At 38.1% G+C, this 17,564-nt stretch carries 17 protein-coding genes; 8 read left to right on the top strand and 9 right to left on the bottom strand.

What is annotated here, in order from left to right; translation table 11 throughout:
* Positions 1–123 precede the first annotated feature (123 nt).
* Positions 124–2,217 carry a tetratricopeptide repeat-containing sensor histidine kinase gene (locus IEX65_RS01350; RefSeq protein WP_188763867.1) on the top strand — a complete coding sequence of 698 codons (2,094 nt, stop codon included), beginning with the start codon at positions 124–126 and terminating at the stop codon, positions 2,215–2,217.
* Here the strand turns inward: IEX65_RS01350 and IEX65_RS01345 are convergent.
* The gene (locus IEX65_RS01345; RefSeq protein WP_188763865.1) at positions 2,183–2,815 is read right to left on the bottom strand and encodes a response regulator; all 633 of its coding nucleotides are present in this window, start codon (positions 2,813–2,815) and stop codon (positions 2,183–2,185) included. The genes IEX65_RS01350 and IEX65_RS01345 overlap by 35 nt on opposite strands.
* A gap of 143 nt (positions 2,816–2,958) precedes the next feature.
* On the opposite strand from IEX65_RS01345, the gene IEX65_RS01340 reads away from it, so the two are divergent.
* The 7 genes from IEX65_RS01340 to thrC all read left to right on the top strand — a co-directional run bounded on the left by IEX65_RS01340 (position 2,959) and on the right by thrC (position 7,963).
* A complete protein-coding gene (locus tag IEX65_RS01340) occupies positions 2,959–3,186 on the top strand; it encodes a putative signal transducing protein (RefSeq protein WP_188763863.1) in 228 nt (75 codons plus the stop codon).
* A complete protein-coding gene (locus tag IEX65_RS01335) occupies positions 3,158–3,994 on the top strand; it encodes a phosphatidate cytidylyltransferase (protein ID WP_188763861.1) in 837 nt (278 codons plus the stop codon). Before IEX65_RS01340 ends, IEX65_RS01335 begins: the two co-directional genes overlap by 29 nt.
* 10 nt (positions 3,995–4,004) lie before the next feature.
* Positions 4,005–4,718, top strand: a complete 714-nt coding sequence (locus tag IEX65_RS01330; protein ID WP_188763859.1) for a carboxypeptidase-like regulatory domain-containing protein — start codon at positions 4,005–4,007, stop codon at positions 4,716–4,718.
* Positions 4,719–4,842: 124 nt separating this feature from the next.
* The gene (gene carA, locus IEX65_RS01325) at positions 4,843–5,943 is read left to right on the top strand and encodes a glutamine-hydrolyzing carbamoyl-phosphate synthase small subunit (protein WP_188763856.1); all 1,101 of its coding nucleotides are present in this window, start codon (positions 4,843–4,845) and stop codon (positions 5,941–5,943) included.
* Between the two features lie 80 nt (positions 5,944–6,023).
* Complete coding sequence (locus tag IEX65_RS01320; RefSeq protein ID WP_188763854.1) at positions 6,024–6,233, top strand: hypothetical protein; 210 nt, start codon at positions 6,024–6,026, stop codon at positions 6,231–6,233.
* A 4-nt stretch (positions 6,234–6,237) separates the two neighbouring features.
* Entirely contained in the window at positions 6,238–6,639 is a 402-nt protein-coding gene (locus tag IEX65_RS01315) for a type II toxin-antitoxin system VapC family toxin (RefSeq protein ID WP_188763852.1), read from the top strand.
* Between the two features lie 13 nt (positions 6,640–6,652).
* Positions 6,653–7,963, top strand: a complete 1,311-nt coding sequence (gene thrC, locus IEX65_RS01310; RefSeq protein WP_188763850.1) for a threonine synthase — start codon at positions 6,653–6,655, stop codon at positions 7,961–7,963.
* A gap of 60 nt (positions 7,964–8,023) precedes the next feature.
* On the opposite strand, the gene IEX65_RS01305 is transcribed toward thrC, so the two are convergent.
* The 8 genes from IEX65_RS01305 to IEX65_RS01270 all read right to left on the bottom strand — a co-directional run bounded on the left by IEX65_RS01305 (position 8,024) and on the right by IEX65_RS01270 (position 17,431).
* Entirely contained in the window at positions 8,024–8,938 is a 915-nt protein-coding gene (locus tag IEX65_RS01305) for a DUF1338 domain-containing protein (protein WP_188763848.1), read from the bottom strand.
* 67 nt (positions 8,939–9,005) lie between these two features.
* Positions 9,006–10,061, bottom strand: coding sequence for a saccharopine dehydrogenase C-terminal domain-containing protein (locus IEX65_RS01300; protein WP_188763845.1), 1,056 nt, complete (start codon positions 10,059–10,061; stop codon positions 9,006–9,008).
* Between the two features lie 323 nt (positions 10,062–10,384).
* Complete coding sequence (nspC, locus tag IEX65_RS01295) at positions 10,385–11,521, bottom strand: carboxynorspermidine decarboxylase (RefSeq protein WP_188763843.1); 1,137 nt, start codon at positions 11,519–11,521, stop codon at positions 10,385–10,387.
* A 146-nt stretch (positions 11,522–11,667) separates the two neighbouring features.
* Positions 11,668–12,336, bottom strand: coding sequence for a hypothetical protein (locus IEX65_RS01290; RefSeq protein WP_188763841.1), 669 nt, complete (start codon positions 12,334–12,336; stop codon positions 11,668–11,670).
* A gap of 140 nt (positions 12,337–12,476) precedes the next feature.
* Complete coding sequence (locus IEX65_RS01285) at positions 12,477–13,319, bottom strand: energy transducer TonB (protein ID WP_188763839.1); 843 nt, start codon at positions 13,317–13,319, stop codon at positions 12,477–12,479.
* A 230-nt stretch (positions 13,320–13,549) separates the two neighbouring features.
* Entirely contained in the window at positions 13,550–14,320 is a 771-nt protein-coding gene (locus tag IEX65_RS01280; RefSeq protein WP_188763837.1) for a hypothetical protein, read from the bottom strand.
* 152 nt (positions 14,321–14,472) lie between these two features.
* Positions 14,473–15,684 carry a saccharopine dehydrogenase family protein gene (locus tag IEX65_RS01275; RefSeq protein WP_188763835.1) on the bottom strand — a complete coding sequence of 404 codons (1,212 nt, stop codon included), beginning with the start codon at positions 15,682–15,684 and terminating at the stop codon, positions 14,473–14,475.
* A gap of 559 nt (positions 15,685–16,243) precedes the next feature.
* Complete coding sequence (locus IEX65_RS01270; RefSeq protein WP_188763833.1) at positions 16,244–17,431, bottom strand: phosphoglycerate kinase; 1,188 nt, start codon at positions 17,429–17,431, stop codon at positions 16,244–16,246.
* Positions 17,432–17,564: the final 133 nt, after the last annotated feature.

The following is a 17,564-nucleotide window of genomic DNA, read 5'->3' as shown; positions in this document are numbered from 1 at the left end:
TTGATTAAACGGCATCTGTCAATTACGGTTTTCCGTGAATCGTATCACGGAAAACCGTGATTTTTTGTATTTTTTTGCTTTTTAGAGAAAAAAAAAGATAATTTTAGGATAAAATCACGGCCAATGAAGAAGTATCTATATATCCTAACATTGTTTTGTCTAACCCCATATTTCGTGCAAGCTCAAGTATCGAATTTGTCCGAAATTGTGGAGTCGAAACAACGCCTTACAGAGTTGGCTAAAGCCAAGCCTTCGTTTGTGAATGATACTTTGGAATTATTTTATTTAAACAAAATCTGCAAAAACTACTCGTTATTGACTCGGGTTTCGGCAGATACTGGTCTTTATTTTACCCAAAAACTTTACGATAAAGCACTAAGCCTCAAAAACAATGTTTATCAGCTTCGAGCCTTATTCTTGTTCTCTAATTTTTATATCAAAAAGAGCCTTTATACTAAAGCTTTAGAAGCCAACTTAAGTACCCTCAGAAAATGCGAAGAAGGAAATACCGTCTGTGACGATATTTGGAAAATAAATCTGCGTTTTGGACAGATTTATTATAATATCAAAGAATACGAAAAGACGATTGAGTTCCTCCGAAAAGCCATTGACTATCTGGCGGCAAAACCCAATCTTTCGACTGACCTTCAACTTCAAATTGCGGAAGCATATCGGATTTCGGGCATATCTGCTCAGCTTCTTGGACAAAAACGAGTGGCAAAGTCGATGTTTTTGAATGTTTTGAAGTATTGCGAACTCTCAAAAAATGATGTTCAGATTGCATTTGCTCAGTCGGTAATGGGCGATTATTATTTGGATGTCGAGCAGAATGCCGATGAAGCCCAAAAGTATTTAGATGAAGCCGATAAACTTTTTTCTAATAAAGGTTATTGGCAGGGAAAAGCATCATTATACTCAAGTTATGTCTCGCTTTTCAAACTAAAAAAAGACCCGACTAATGCCGAAAAATACGCTAAATTAACGCTTTCAAACGCCAACGAATCGAAAAATAATGCCGTAAAATTGCAGGCTTTGATAGATTTATCAGACATTGGCTTGATGCAAAATAATCCACAGAAAGCCTTGATGTTTTATAAAGAAGCTATCGCTTTGAGAGATAGTATTCAAAAGAATCAGAAACTCAATGAGCTGGTGGAAATTCAGAAGCGATATGACCTCGAAAAAATGCAAATTCGTTATGAAAACGAAAAGCTGATTCAGCAGAAAACGACAGATTTTCTACAAAAGCAATATGAAATAACGAAGCTGAAAAGTGAAAAACTTGCTCAAGATTTTGCTTTAGAAGCCATTAGTCGAAAACTTGAAAAAGAACACGCTTTGGCTACCGAACAGGCTTTGAAAATAGAAACTGATAAACAAAAAAACGAACAAGAAAGGCTTTCTAAACAAATAAAGGTCAATGATTTATCGAATAAACTGAAGCTCGAAAATCAACAACAGAAATCACTTTTGATAATTGTTGGGTTGATTTCTTTACTGGGTATTTCGGCAATCATTTATAGCTTTATTTTACGCAAAAAAAATAAAGAATTATTGGCTAAAAATCATGAGATTCAAGAAGCGTTGCTGAAGGGGCAAACCATCGAACGTAAGCGAGTAGCCAGCGAACTACACGATAACGTTGGCTCGTTGCTTTCGGCTGTAAGAGTAAGTTTATTGACACTTAATAGCGAGAAACTACCTAACCACGACCAAAAAGTATATGCCCAAATACAGGAGATGGTAGAAAATGCCTGCCGAGAAGTACGTCTGATTTCGCATAATTTATTACCTGAAGAACTCGAAAAATATGGACTTGAAGTAGCACTCGAAAAAATGGTTGAGCGACTTAATTTTTCTACTCCTATCGAATTTACGCTCAATACTAAAGGTTTAAAAGAAAATTACCTCGACCGTAAAGCGGCCTTTCACTTATATTCGATTTGTCTCGAACTTATCAATAATATCTTGAAACACTCAGAGGCGACTGATGCTGCCATGACGTTTCGCAAAAAAGATGAATCATTAGAGCTTTTTGTGCGAGATAATGGCAAAGGCTTACAAAATTATATGAAGGGCAAAGGACTAACGAGCGTTGAAGAACGAGTAGAAGCCATGAATGGCATATTAAATATTGAGTCAGAAATAGGAGAGGGGACACGTACGCACATAAGCGTACCTATTACTCAACCAGTTTATGCCTCATCGCAAATTTGATGAGCCCCACCACATTTTTAACATCCAGTTTTTTCATTAAACTCTTGCGATGACTCTCCACGGTATTGACACTCACAAAGAGTAAATCAGCAATTTCATTAGTCGAATATTCTTGGGCAATTAATTTTAAAACATCAATTTCTCGGGCTGATAACTGAGCTAATTCTTTGTCAATCAAAGATTTATCTTTTTCGCCAGTTGTGATTATTTTCAGAACCTTTTCACTATAATAAGGTAGCCCTTGATGCAGTTTTTTGATAGCTTCTTCGAGTTCGGTTTTATCAGTATCTTTCAATAAATAACCCGATGCTCCCGCCGAAATAGCTTGTCTAATTTTAGGAGGTTCGTCGTCAATCGTCAGAATTAGTACCTTTATATTGGGGAATTTTTCGTGTATTTTGGCTGTGAGCTGGATGCCATTCATTTCGGGCATTTGTAGGTCAGAAATAACCACATCGGCCGAGTTTGTTTCTAAGAAATTCAAAACTTCATTTCCACGCTGAAAAACATTGATGCTGGCAACTTCCTTCATTTGCATCAACAACGAAGACAGTGATTGGCCAAAAAGTTGGTGGTCATCAACTAAAATTATCTGCATGAAAAGAGTAAAGTCTGATTTTTCAGAGCAATTTATAGCTTTTTGCAATACAAAAAAAGAAAACAAGCAAATGACATTCCCTGGCAGATATTACTTTTCAATATTTTACCCCTATATTTGAGACAAATTCACAACCAAACAAAATGGCAAACTGGGTAAAAGTTTTTGAAACCAAAAATGTGTTCAAGGCCGAATTATTAAAAAATGAGCTACTAACCCACGAAATAATGGGCGTTGTACTCAACAAGCAAGATAGTAATTATCTCATCGGCTACTACGAAATACAAGTACCCGACGAACAAGAATCAATAGCAAAAGTAGTAATCGACATATTCAACCAAAATGACCTCGAAGCTCAATCAACTTCCTAATCTTGCTCAAAGAGCAATTGCGGCCGTAGTAGGTGTTTCTATTATTTTAGCAGGTGTACTTTATAATGAGTGGACTTTCTGGATTTTATTTCTGGCCATCAGTATTCTTACCCAAAGAGAATTCTACAAATTACTTAAACTCGACGAAAATCATCCATTAAGTGTCTATGGTATTTTTTGTGGTGTTGTGCTTAACGCACTCACATTTTTTATTGAGAAAGAGCTTCTGCCATTCAAGTTTTATTATCTAATAGTTCCGTTACTTACAACTACATTTTTTATTAAACTTTACCGCAAGAAAGACACCAAACCCTTTGCCAATTTGGGTTACACATTCTTGGGTATTATCTATGTGGCAGTTCCGTTTGCACTAATCAACGAAATGGTATTGACCGATAACCGTGGTTATGCTCCGCAGCTAATTTTGGGTTGTTTGTTTATCCTTTGGGCCAACGATACTGGGGCTTATTTTGCAGGAAGATTTCTTGGAAAAAGAAAACTTTTTGAGCGAGTTTCACCCAAAAAAACATGGGAAGGCTTCTTTGGTGGGGCAATAACTTCATTGATTGTAGCGTTTATTCTAACAAAGTATTTCGATAGCTTGTTAAGTTGGCAATGGTACGGCGTAGCTATCATTATTTTTATCACAGGCACACTCGGCGACCTCGTTGAATCGCTCTTCAAACGCAGTATAGCCATCAAAGATTCAGGGAATACCATTCCAGGGCATGGTGGGTTTATGGACAGATTCGACGGACTATTGCTTTCAATGCCTTTTATTGTTACATTTCTGAAAATTTTCGGTTGAATCACTCACAATGAGAAATACAATTACACTTCTGTTGATATTTATGGCCTTGATAATGAGCGACTTAGCTTTTTCTCAAGGAGAAGTAAAGTACATTACATTTTCGGGTTTAGTTATTGATAGCCAAACCAAAGAGCCACTTCCGGGAGCTTACATTACGATTCCGAGAGCAGGCCGTGGTACGCTCTCAAACAGTAAAGGGTATTTTGTATTGGGTGTTTTTCCAGGAGATACAGTTGTGTTTAGTTATTTAGGTTTCAAGAAGCAGTTTCATATCATACCAAAGAAAACAGACGTTGATTATTCGGTTTTTGTTGAACTTCAGACCGACTCGAAAATGTTAAAAGAAGTTAAAGTTTATCCTTTTAGTACCGAAGAAGAATTTAAGCAAGCATTGGTCGATATGAAACTACCTGACGACCGAGAACGTAAAATTTTGGCCGAAACCTATAGCCCAGAAAATATAGCAAAAATGGCTTCAGTACATGGTATGACTGCCGATGCCAATTATAGATATAGTCAAAATCAGTTCATCAAACAAATGGAAAATAGAGGCCAAGTAACAACCAATCCTTTACTAAATCCGTTTGCGTGGGCTAATTTCGTGAAAGCTGTCAGAGGTGGTGCATGGAAAGACCAATCATGGAAAGCAGGAGCAGCAGCTGCCCCTCGTGACAACGTAACCCGTGACCAGTTCTTCCGAAATAATACTAAGAAAGATTGATGATTGTTGTTTTTTTGTGCAATAGTTGTATTTAATCAAGAAATAAGGGAGTAGTTAATATTTTTTTACTACCTTTGTTTTCCGATAACCATAAGTTTTTTCGGAACTCTTTTATAATTCTTCGATGAATCACAAACCTTCTGATGCCCTTCTGCTCCTTGAAGATGGCACTTTTTTCAAAGGAAAAGCACTCGGCAAAATTGGTACTTCGGCTGGCGAAATCTGTTTTAATACAGGTATGACTGGCTACCAAGAAATTTACACAGACCCTTCGTACTACGGTCAGGTAATCGTAAATACTACTTCACATATCGGCAACTATGGCGTTGTGTTAGATGATGAAGAAGAATCATCGAGTGTAAAAATTAGTGGAATGGTCTGCAATGCTTATGCAAACCACTATTATTCTCGTTCGACCGCTGATTTTTCATTACAAGAGTATTTCGAGCGTGCCAATATCGTAGGTATTTGTGATGTTGACACTCGCCAAATCGTACGCCACATCCGTGATGCGGGCGTGATGAACTGTATTATCTCTTCCGAAATTCTCGACCCAGAAGTTTTAGCACTTGAACTAAAGAAAGTGCCTTCGATGGATGGCCTTGAGCTTTCTTCGGTTGTAAGTACGAAAGAGGCTTATTATTTGGGAAGTGAAGATGCAAAATACAGAGTAGCTGTATTAGATTTTGGAGTTAAGAAAAGCATCTTGAATAACTTCGTAGAAAGAGATTGTTACTGCAAAGTTTTCAATGCCAAAACAAGTTTTGAAGAAATAGCAGCATTTAATCCAGACGGTTATTTTCTATCAAATGGCCCTGGCGACCCATCGGCAATGCCTTACGCAGTTGAAACCATCAAACAGGTAATCGAAACGAATAAGCCTGTCTTCGGTATTTGTCTTGGTCATCAGTTATTAGCTTTGTCGAGCGGAATCGGAACATATAAAATGAAGAACGGTCACCGTGGATTGAATCACCCTGTGAAAAATCTACGTACTGGCCTTTGTGAAATTACTTCACAAAACCATGGTTTTGCCGTAAAGCCTGACCAAGTTTCGAGCATTGAAAATATCGAACTTACACACGTAAACTTGAATGATAATACTATCGAAGGTATCCGTAGAAAAGATAAACCAGCGTTTTCGGTACAATATCACCCAGAAGCTTCACCTGGCCCACACGATTCTCGCTATCTATTCGATGATTTCGTGAAGATGTTAGGATAAAATATTATTTCCTTAAACCTGTAAGGCATCTTGAAGACCTTACAGGTTTTTTTATATCTTTGTAGAAAAGGAGGTGAAAAATGTCTGAAGTTGTAAGAAGAAAATCGAAGAAACCATTTATTCCAAGAAGCAAAGACTCCAAGCTAAATCTTTATAGCCCGGATGATATAATGAAAGCAGGAGGGTTAGCGGCTTTTAGTAAATTAATCGGATATGATAAGCCGATTGCTCCGCCACATATCCATTTTACTGAAGAAGAATGGGACGATATGATGAAATATTTAGATTGATGACATGGTTTTGTTAGATACAAATGTAATTATTGGTTATATTAGAAAAGATGTTTCTTGTCCGCCAGAAAGATTTATTTCAATTATAACCGTTGGAGAATTAAAAGCATTTTCGATTAAAAGTAAGTGGGGAGCAGAAAAACGATTAAGACTAAATAAATATTTGCAAACACTGCAAGTACTTGATATTGATGAAAAAATATCAGATATATACGCCGAAATAGACGCTTTTAGCCAAGGTTTGCATCCCGAGAAAAAACTTACAATTTCTTCTCGAAACATGGGAAAGAATGACCTATGGATTGCTGCAACAGCCTACTTTTTTGATATTCCTCTACAAACTACTGACAATGATTTTGACCATCTGACTGAATTTGGTCTGAAACTTGATAAAGCATCTCTTTGATAATCAATTATTTATGAAATTATACAGCACAAACCACCAAAGTTCTGATGTTGATTTAGCCGAAGCGGTTTTTCGTGGGCTACCACCCGATAACGGACTTTATATGCCAACTGAGTTTAGACCATTGCCTCCGACTTTCTGGGAAAATGTTCAGAATCTTAGCTTGCAAGAAATTGCTTTTGAAATAGCCAATGCCCTAATCGGTGAAGATGTTCCGACCGAAGATTTACGTCAATTAATCAATAATGCGATAGATTTTACTGCACCGATTGTGGAGGTTGAGGCAAATATTTACTGCTTAGAGCTTTTTCATGGCCCTTCGATGGCATTTAAAGATTTTGGGGCAAGATTTATGGCTGCTTTGATGTCGTATTTTCTGCAAAAATCTCAGAAGCAAATCCATATTTTGGTAGCAACTTCGGGCGATACAGGTGGAGCTGTGGCTCAAGGCTTCTATAAAACACCAAATATTGATGTCACGATTCTTTACCCAAGCGGAAAAGTAAGCGATATTCAAGAAAAACAACTCACAACTCTCGGCGAAAACGTAAGAGCTTTAGAGGTAAACGGCACTTTTGATGATTGCCAAAAACTCGTGAAATTAGCTTTTTTGGATAAAGAATTGACTGATAAGTTTGATTTAGCTTCGGCCAACTCAATCAATATTGCTCGTCTGATTCCACAAGCATTTTATTATGTAAATGCGTATGCTCAACTAAAGAAATCGGGAGTTGATTTACCAGTCGTAATGTCGGTTCCGAGTGGAAACTTTGGTAATCTGAGTGCAGGAATCATCGCTTGGAAATTGGGCTTACCAGTGCATAAATTTATAGCTGCTACCAACGTTAATAAAGTTGTACCAGCGTATTTAGAAAGTGGCGTTTACGAGCCAATAAGCCCTTCATTATCAACGATTTCTAATGCAATGGATGTTGGAAATCCGAGTAATTTTCCACGCATGAAAGCCTTGTTGGATAATGATTTAGACACAATGCGTAGATTGGTAGTTGGTTACTTCTACGATGATGAAGCTACCAAAGTGGCCATGAAGGACGTATTCGACCGCACGGGCTATGTAATGTGTCCGCATACGGCCGTTGCGTATTTGGGTTTAAAGGCTTATACAAATACACTTTCAGAGCCAGTTAGTGGTGTATTTTTCTCAACGGCACATTATGCTAAATTTTTGGATGTGGTAGAAGAAGTAGTTGGAAAACAAGATATTCCAACACGCCTTTCAGATTTATTGAGTTTAGAAAAACAAGCAACACCAATGTCAACGGAGTTTTCTGATTTCAAGGCTTGGTTGATGGCAAATTTGTGATATATTTCATTGTTTTTTCTTCGTTGCCTTCGACTACGCTCAGGCAACGAAGAAAAAAACTTACATCTCAGCCTTCATAGTTTGGCTCGTAAATGTACTTTCAAAAATCTTATCGGCATTGCCAGTTTCAAAGCCATCTCGGCGATGAACCCTTTCGATTTTATCAATAGGTATTCCCGCAAATTGTGGCAACACTTTTCTTTCGGCAAATTCTACATAACTTCCCGAAATTGCGTGCGTACTTCCATCGGCAAATTCCGCATCAATCATTTCTGCTACCGTCGAACTTTGCAATAAACCCCCATCTGGACTGATTTTTATTTTTCCACCCGCATCATTGAGTTTTACTCCAATTCGCTCTAAAAAGGCATTAAATTCTTGAATTGTGCCGTAGCCTTCTTTCAGATTATGCACACTAATGGTATAATGATTGAGGTAATATCGGTTATAAATTACCCAAGCGGCATACTCGCTTTCTTGTTGGAGAGCTTCGTAATCTTCCCAAGTGGGTGTTCGCCACAATGGTTGATGCAGAAATTCATCAACGACCACGCCATCATTTAAATCCAAACTATCGGCTGGGTCAGATTTTACCTCGTCGGTATAACTTCTGATGATTCTTTGGGCATTTTCTGATAAATCATCTACTCGAAGTTCGCTCACAAAAATTCTTGGGAAATGAGGTTGGGGTGGCGAAAACCAATAAGCATTGAGTTTTTTGCCTTCAAAATTGAAAAAATCACGTTTTTCGTAACCGAAATGCAAGAAGATTTTCTCGAAAGATTGAATTCCTAACTGCGGAACGCCCATTGTACGAAAAGCTACGTGGTCGTTTTCAATCTCATTCCGCTCCGAAATAATTCCTTCGGCAATCATGGCATCGGCTACTTTATTTACATCGGGTACTCGCTCGCTGTATCTTCGCATCAGTCCGTTGAGTACGTATTCTAAGGTTTCTATTTTACTGTTTTTCATTATTTTATATACCAGTTGTAATGCAAAAGAAAAACTGTTGACCGTAGTCTGTTGACCGTGGACTACTTCAATCTTTAAAAAACGAACCGTTTTGGGTTTCAAGATAAGAACCGAAATCTATATCTTCTTGTTTCAAAAATCCTTGTTGTGGTAATTTTCCATCGGCTACCATTTCTACGACCGCAGCTACCGAAGCGGCTGTTGTCCACGAAATTGCTCGCCAATGTTTACCATCAATTTCGATTGGTTTGTAGGCTCTGTAAAATTCTTCACGAGCCAGTTCAGTGCCTTTCCAACCCTCAACAACCGCATAAACATAAACCACATCTTCTTGCACAGGTGGTTTTGCTTCGGTCAGGATTTGCTCTAACAATTGTCGTTTATCTTTCAAAATTAGCTCATAAAGTAAGAACTTCATCAATTTTGCGTGGCCTGGGTAGCGAATTGTTTTATAATTGAGTGTATCAACTTTCCCTGCAAAGGTTTCGCACATTGTACCAAGTCCACCAGAAGTGCTGAATGCCTCAAATTCTTGTCCTTCGATTTGGATATGCTCAATACCATCGAGAGAAGTTACCATTTTTACTTCGCCATTATGAATCACTTCGGCGTCATTGATGTATTCGTTTATCACACCCGCAGGCGACCATGTAAACGAATAACCCATCAAACCATTCGGAAAACGAGGCAAAGCACCCACTCGAAGCTCAATATCACGCAGTTTGGTGAAGCGTTTGGCTAAATCCGCTCCTACGATTCCGATTAGACCTGGAGCGAGTCCACACTGTGGAGCCATGACTGCCGTAGAAGTTTTGGCCATTTCTCTGATGGCCGAAGTTGTGGGTACATCTTCGGTCAAATCGAAATAATGAATGCCGAGTTTATGAGCCGTTTGGGCAATTGGCAAGTTAAGGTTGTAGGGCATGGCCGATACAACCGCATCAAAATCTTTGAGGGTGGATTCTAAAAAACTGATGTCGTTTACATCTCCGAGTAAGACATCAAAGGGCAATTTGGTAGAAGGTTGGCGTAGGTCAATACCCGTAACGGCAAAGCGTTTTGCGAGTAATGTACCAACCAATGAACCTACCTTGCCCATACCAATGACAAGTACGTTTTTCATTGTTAGGAAAAAGATTAAAATGTTATAGATGAAGTATAAATGCGACAACGAACAGCGAGTCATAAACTCGACAAGATAGACCAGAAATCTGCCCTACAACTGAGAAACTTTGTCGGGAATAAACGTAAAAAGATAACCTAACAGAAGTCAGGAACAAATGAGCAGGCACTACGTAGATAGGCGAGGCGTGCTAAGAGATATTTTAGGTCTTTAAACAATTGAAGAATAATATTTTTGTGCAAATGTAAACAAGTAAAAATTATTTGCAAGAAAAAAAGCGAGAAAAAAGAACCCTCCCTATTGGGGAGGGTAGGGAGGGGCTATTAAATCCTATCTTTGTAAGTTTCGTAACCAAAGCTTTTTAGTAACTTAAACTCATCGTTTTCCTTCCAAATACCGATGGATGGTAAACCAACGCCATTGAAAGTCGTAGTTTTTACCATTGTGTAGTGAATCATATCATCAAAAACTACGCTATCGCCCACTTGTAGAGGCTTATCGAAAGAATAATCTCCCATGTAATCGCCTGCCAAACAAGTCATACCACCCATGCGGTAAGTAGGTTTGCCTTCAACGGCATCGGTTGCTCCCCAAATGCGTGGTTTGTAGGGCATTTCGAGCGTATCGGGCATGTGAGCGGCAAAAGATACATCAAGAATAGCTACATCAACTCCTTGGGCATCAACGATGTCTAAAACTGTTGAGGTCAGATAGCCCGTCTGCCAACCAATGGCTGAGCCTGGTTCGAGAATAATTTCTATGTTATAAGTTTCTCGTAAACGTTTGATTAAGGCAATCAAATGTTCGTGGTTATAGCCTTCACGAGTCATTAAGTGTCCACCACCGAGATTAAGCCATTTTACTTGGTGTAACAAATCGCCAAATTTATCTTCGATATGCACCAGCGTGCGTTCGAGTGTGTAAGAATCATTTTCGCAGAGGGTGTGCGAGTGTAATCCTTCGATGCCTTCTGGGAGTTCTTTGCCCAATAATTCACGAGTGACTCCAAGTCTTGAACCTACGATACACGGATTGTACATATCGGTTTCAACCTCAGCGTATTGTGGGTTAATTCTGATTCCGCACGAGATTTTTCGTTCAAAACCTTGTACTTGGTCTTTAAACTGATTCCACTGATTCAAGGAATTGAACGTAATATGGCTACTATTGGCCATGATTTGCTCAAATTCTGCTGGTTTATAGGCAGGGCAGTAGGTATGTGCCAAACAACCCATTTCTTCTACAATGAGGCGAGTTTCGTTGAGCGAACTGGCGGTTGCTCCCGACAAATATTGCTTGACCATCGAGAAAGTAGCATACATCGAAAAGCCTTTTAAGGCGACGATGATTGAAGCACCCGATTCGGTTTGAACTCGGTTTAATAATTCAAGATTTCGGCGTAGGAGTCTTTCTTCTAAAACGTAGCACGGCGAAGGAATTTGAGAAATATCTATTGGCATTTTAAGGCAAAATGAATAATGTAAAAATGAATAATGCTTTGAAACGCATTTTTGTTTCACAAAATTACTTATTTAATACCAATCCATAACAAAAAATAGCCCGAACAATGTTGTGCGGGCTGTTTGTGTTGATTTAGGTAGAATAATTAAGAAATCGAAATTTGTTCTTCATCTTTTATAAACCAATAACTGCCTATTTTCTCTAAAAGATAAACTTTTTCAAAACCACACAAACCACCACATCGAAATCTACAAAATATCAGGCCTTTATTTTTATTCTTGTTAAAAAAAGGTTCAGATAAAGCTATCTTTCCTATTTCGCAACTGTCTTTAGGGGTTTTACCTACTCTAAAATAACGAGATTTAACATTATTTAGGCTATAAGAAAGATGTGTTTTTAATATTTCTAAGATTGCACAGCTATCATAATCTGTAAATTCATTATAGAAAGGAACTCTTTCTAAGTTTGCTGCAAATTTAAACTTTTCAATATGTTTTGTGTCATTTTCTAAATAGCAAGCAGAGTTCTTACCAGTAAAAAAAACACCTTCCAATAAATTCTTCTCTTCTTCAAATTCATTATGTATTTCGAGATATTCTTCATCTGTTTCTGCTTTTCTATAGAGTGGACGATATTTATCTACTAATTTTCCATATGCATCGTTAGCATCCCTATTCAAATAGTATCCATAGAATTTGTGCCGAACTAAATCTTCTACAATATCATTATAAAATCCTCGACCAACTTTTTCGGGTTTGGTTTTACAAGTCCAAAATGATATTGAAACAATAAAAATGAAGAGAGATATTTTCATGATTTGGTATTGGTTGATAGTTTCTGGATTTTAGTGTTAGACGGGAATAGGCGTGTTAGAAAAACGTTGTTATACGGTAGAGACAGGGTATACCCTGTCTCTATATTGTTCGATTTTATTGTATATTATTATACAAATATCTAATCATCAAGTCTAAAAAAAACAGGAATTGTAAATTTTACTCTTACATTTCTGCCGTTTTGTTTTCCTGCAATCCATTTTGGCATGAGTTTTACTACTCGCATGGCTTCTTCATCACAACCAAAACCGATTCCCTTCATAGTTTCGATGTCGGTAATGCTACCATCTTTTTCAACGATAAAACTTAAGAAAACTTTACCTTGAATATTGGCACGTTGAGCGGCCGTAGGATACTTTAGATTTTTGCTTAAGAACTTGTACATTTCGCTATTTCCACCCATAAATGATGGTTGTACTTCGACGGTTATAAAAGCTGTGTTATCTTCTTCAGGAAGCTCAACTATTGTTTTTTCAACGGATTTTACTTCAGTAGGAGGGGCTGCTGCAATTTCGTCTGTTTCAATTCCATCTTGTGTTTTATCGCTTATAACTGAATTTTCTATTGCATCATAATCTGGTGGAGGCATTTCATTATTTGTCTCTTCAACTACTTCAGGAACAAGAAATGTGATGGTTTTTACTTGTTCTACTGGCTTTGGAGGTTCTACTTCCTTAGGTTTTTCGAGTTCTGGAAGTGGTTCATCAGGAATTTTTTGAGCAGTCAAATCCACCGAAACAATTCGTTCAGAATTTTCTTTCTGTCTCGCAAAAATAAAGTTTGTAAGTAGCATTAGCCCAAAACAACCGACACCAATCCACAAGGCACGGTTGAGGTTTTGAGAGTATTTGGTGCGAAGCTCATAAGCACCATAATCTTTGTTGCGTTGCTCGAAAATGATTTCATCGAGCGTAGTTGGATTGGGTAAAGCAGTAGCTTGCACCCCTTGTGTGTGAGGTTTCATTTTAGTAAAAGTTTAAGTTGAACATTTGTAGTTTCGCTGAACTACGATACAATGTTAGGCAAGAAAAATGAATTGTGCAAGCAAATGGATAAAAATATTTAGATATTTATCTAAATATTTATTTTTTTTAAATTAAAAAGAATCACTAATCTAAAAGAAAAAGTGTCAGATTTCGTAGTTGATGTAACGAAATCTGACACTTTTGAAGGTACGAAGCAACAGAAGAAATGCTACAGGCTATCATAGTAAGCCAATACTTTGGCTACATCAATATCATTTTTGAATGAAAGGTTTTCTTTTTTGATGAAGGCTTCTATTTCGACTTTTTTATCTTCCAAAGCATCCAAAACTGAGCTTTTCTTTAATTTTACTTTCACCAGTGAATTATCTGTCTTACGAATGAAATATTGTGAATTATCGACATAAGAATCATAACGGCGGTCGGCACTGTATCCGCCTTGATAATTTGCTTTCAGAATATTTTTACTCACATATTTTAGCAGTGAAGATTTGTTTTTATACAATACCATCAAAAAGCAAACAGGTACTGTTCCGCCATCAGCTTTGAGATTTTCAACTTTTACGAATGGATAACTCACATTTTTGCTGACATCATTTATCGTAAATGCCGTGATTTGATTTGGGAATATAATAATGGAGTCTCCTTGCGGACGCTTCATTAATAATTCTTTGGTTTGAGTATTGTATTTTAACAAATGGCTTTTCTTGCCTGCATCGCCATTCGTGAAAACTAACTGCCCCGAAAGCCATTCATCAATAAAATAGGGAGTGCCTTGCATTCCTTCGTATCGTAGGTCATAAGTTCTTACTACACCAGTGCCTCCGCCAGTTTCTTCGTTGCGTTGCAGAGAATTATAAATCATGGCTGCTTGCACTGAAGGCTCGTCTTTGGCATTAACGTTTTTTTTCGGTTCTTCTTTTTTTTCTTGAGCGAAAGCTATGTTTGATAGGAGTGTAATGATTATAAGTGCTTTTTTCATAAGTTTAGGTTTGTTTCTGATGTAAATATAGTGAGCGAACAGAATATTTGCTCCACAGGAACGAAAAAATCCTGCCATTTTGTGTGGCAGGATTTAATTATATTTTCTAAAACTTTCTATCGACCATCGTCTGTGGACAATCGACTAAAATTTTAATATTCGTGAGGTAAAACTCCGTTTACTTGCTCATGCCATGGTAAACCTTGCGTATTGAGCAAAGCCATGAATGGGTCTGGGTTGAGTTCTTCGCAGTTCCAAACACCCGCTTTTTGCCAGTCTGGGTTTGTGAGCATCAACATCGCACCAATCATGGCTGGTACGCCAGTTGTGTACGATACTGCTTGTGCTTTTACTTCTTTGTAGCACTCGGCGTGGTCGCAGTTATTCCAAACGTAGTAGGTTTTATCTTTTCCGCCTTCGATACCCTTGATTTGACAACCGATTGAGGTTTGACCCGTATAGTTTTCACCCAAAGTATCAGGAGCTGGTAATACCGCTTTCAAAAACTCTAACGGAACGATGTCCATGCCGTTGAACTTCACAGGGTCGATGCGAGTCATACCCACGTTCTGAAGTACTTCGAGGTGAGTCAAGTAAGCTTGTCCGAACGTCATCCAGAATCTGGCACGTTTCAAAGTTGGGAAGTTTTTTACCAAAGACTCCAATTCTTCGTGGTATAAAACATAAGACTCTTTCGGGCCGATTCCTGGGTAATCAATGGCTTTGTGGATTGACATTGGTGGAATTTCTACCCATTCTCCGTTTTCCCAATAACGTCCGTTTTGAGTAATCTCACGGATATTGATTTCGGGGTTAAAGTTTGTAGCAAATGCTTTTCCGTGATTTCCTGCATTACAGTCGATGATGTCGAGGTAGTGCATTTCGTCGAAGTGGTGTTTGTTGGCATACGCACAATAAACTTGTGTTACGCCTGGGTCAAATCCACAACCCAAAAGAGCCATCAAGCCAGCTTCTTTGAAACGGTCTTGGTAAGCCCATTGCCAGCTATATTCAAACTTAGCTACATCTTTTGGCTCGTAATTTGCTGTATCGAGGTAGTGTACGCCAGTTTCCAAACAAGCATCCATGATGGTAAGGTCTTGGTATGGAAGGGCCACATTGATAACCATTTTTGGTTGGAAACTTTTAATTAAAGTTACCAATTCGGGTACGTTATCGGCATCGACTTGTGCCGTTTGGATTTTTACACCGTGCATTTCCTCAATATCAGCTGCAATTTTATCGCATTTTGATTTTGTGCGACTTGCCAACATGATTTCGGTAAATACTTGGGAGTTCATCGCACATTTGTGAGCGACAACGCTGCCGACTCCACCGGCACCAATGATAATAACTTTTGACATTCTTGACTCTGATTAAACTGGTTTATCAGATTTCCCTGATTTTATGATGAATTTGATTCGTCGGTATATGTTTAAAATGCTGAACAACAAAAGTTTGTTTAAAGCATTTTAGCATACACAAAGTCTTGCAAAGATACTACTTGAAAAAGAAATGAGGGTATAAATCAGGTAGGTTTTTTGAAAATATCAGTTACCGTTTAATAAATTTAACTTGATTGAGAAATCTTTTTTAATTAAATTCGTTTTAGAAAGGTAGATATAAGTTTAGATGTCGAAATGTATTTTGTGGCTTTTATATAAAAATTGCGTCCAAATAAAAACTCCATATAAACTAAATTGATTTGCCATGAACAGAGCAGCTAAATCTGAATCCCAAATGAAGTACGCTGAATTATTATTAATCAGCGGCCTGACCGTAGCAGTGGCTATCGGGCTGTATTTTACCAATGTTAAACTTTGGTAAGTGTCCAAATTATTATTTCCTTATCTAATATTTATAAACAAAAATCCCCGTTCTCGAACGGGGATTTTTTTATTTCTGTCTCTACAAATGCTCTAATTACGCAAGAGCAGCAACACCTGGGAGAGTTTTGCCTTCCATATATTCGAGCAATGCACCGCCACCGGTCGAAACATAAGAGACACGGTCGCCGTAGCCAGCATTGTTGATAGCCGAAGCTGAATCGCCACCACCAATAAGCGAGAACGCACCGTTTTCTTCAGTTGCTTTTACTACCGCCTCGGCGATAGCGTTTGTACCAACTGCAAAATTCGGGAATTCAAATACACCCATTGGGCCATTCCAAAGAATAGTTTTCGATTTTAAGATTGTTTCGGTGAAAAGTTTTACTGATTCTGGACCAATATCAAAACCTTCCCACTCATCACCAATCTGACCAGTTGCTACGGTTATTCTGTTGGCATCGTTCGAGAATTTATCACCACAAACATTATCAAGTGGCATGATAAGGTTTACACCCTTTGCCTTTGCTTTTTCGATAAGCTCTAAAGCGAGTGGCATTTTGTCGGCTTCCAAAAGAGATTTTCCGATTGAACCACCTTGTGCTTTTGTGAAGGTATAAGTCATACCGCCACCAATGATGAGGTTGTCAACAGTATCCAACAAACGCTCAATCAATAAGATTTTATCAGAGATTTTTGCTCCACCCATGATAGCCGTAAACGGACGCTCAGCGTTGTTTAAGATTTTCTCGGCGTTATCTACTTCGGCTTGCATAACGTAGCCACAAACACGGTCTTCAAAGAATTGACCGATGATAGCCGTAGAAGCATGAGCTCGGTGGGCAGTTCCGAAAGCATCATTTACCCAAACATTACCGAGTTTCGATAATTTTTCGGCAAATTCAACATTTCCTTTTTCTTCTTCTTTATAAAAACGAAGGTTTTCGAGCAAAAGCACTTCGCCTGGTTGTAAGCTGGCAGCTTGCTCGGCAGCCGATGCTCCGATACAATCATCAGCAAATTTTACTTGTAAACCTAAAATAACAGAAAGTGGGTTTACTAAGTGTTTAAGAGAGTATTTTTCGGTTGGACCATCTTTCGGACGCCCTAAGTGCGACATTAAGATACATGAACCACCATCTTTCAAGATTTTCTTGATAGTCGGGATAGTGGCAGTGATACGAGTGTCGTCAGTGATTTCGTACTTTTCATTAAGAGGCACATTGAAATCTACTCGAATGAGGGCTTTCTTGCCCGAAAAATCATAAGTGTCTAAGGTTTTCATTCAATAATGAATAATTAAGTGAATGGGCGTCTGAGCAAATAAGTAAATTTACTCATTTTTTGCGGCTCAAACATTATAAGAGGCTTTTTGAGAATCTTTTACAAATATAAATTTTCTTTTTGCTTTCATCACG

Origin of the sequence: Emticicia aquatilis (genome assembly GCF_014644295.1) — a bacterium.
GTDB classification, from domain to species: domain Bacteria; phylum Bacteroidota; class Bacteroidia; order Cytophagales; family Spirosomataceae; genus Emticicia; species Emticicia aquatilis.
Note: the sequence above shows the minus strand (reverse complement) of the source record. Positions and strands in the feature narration are given on the sequence as shown.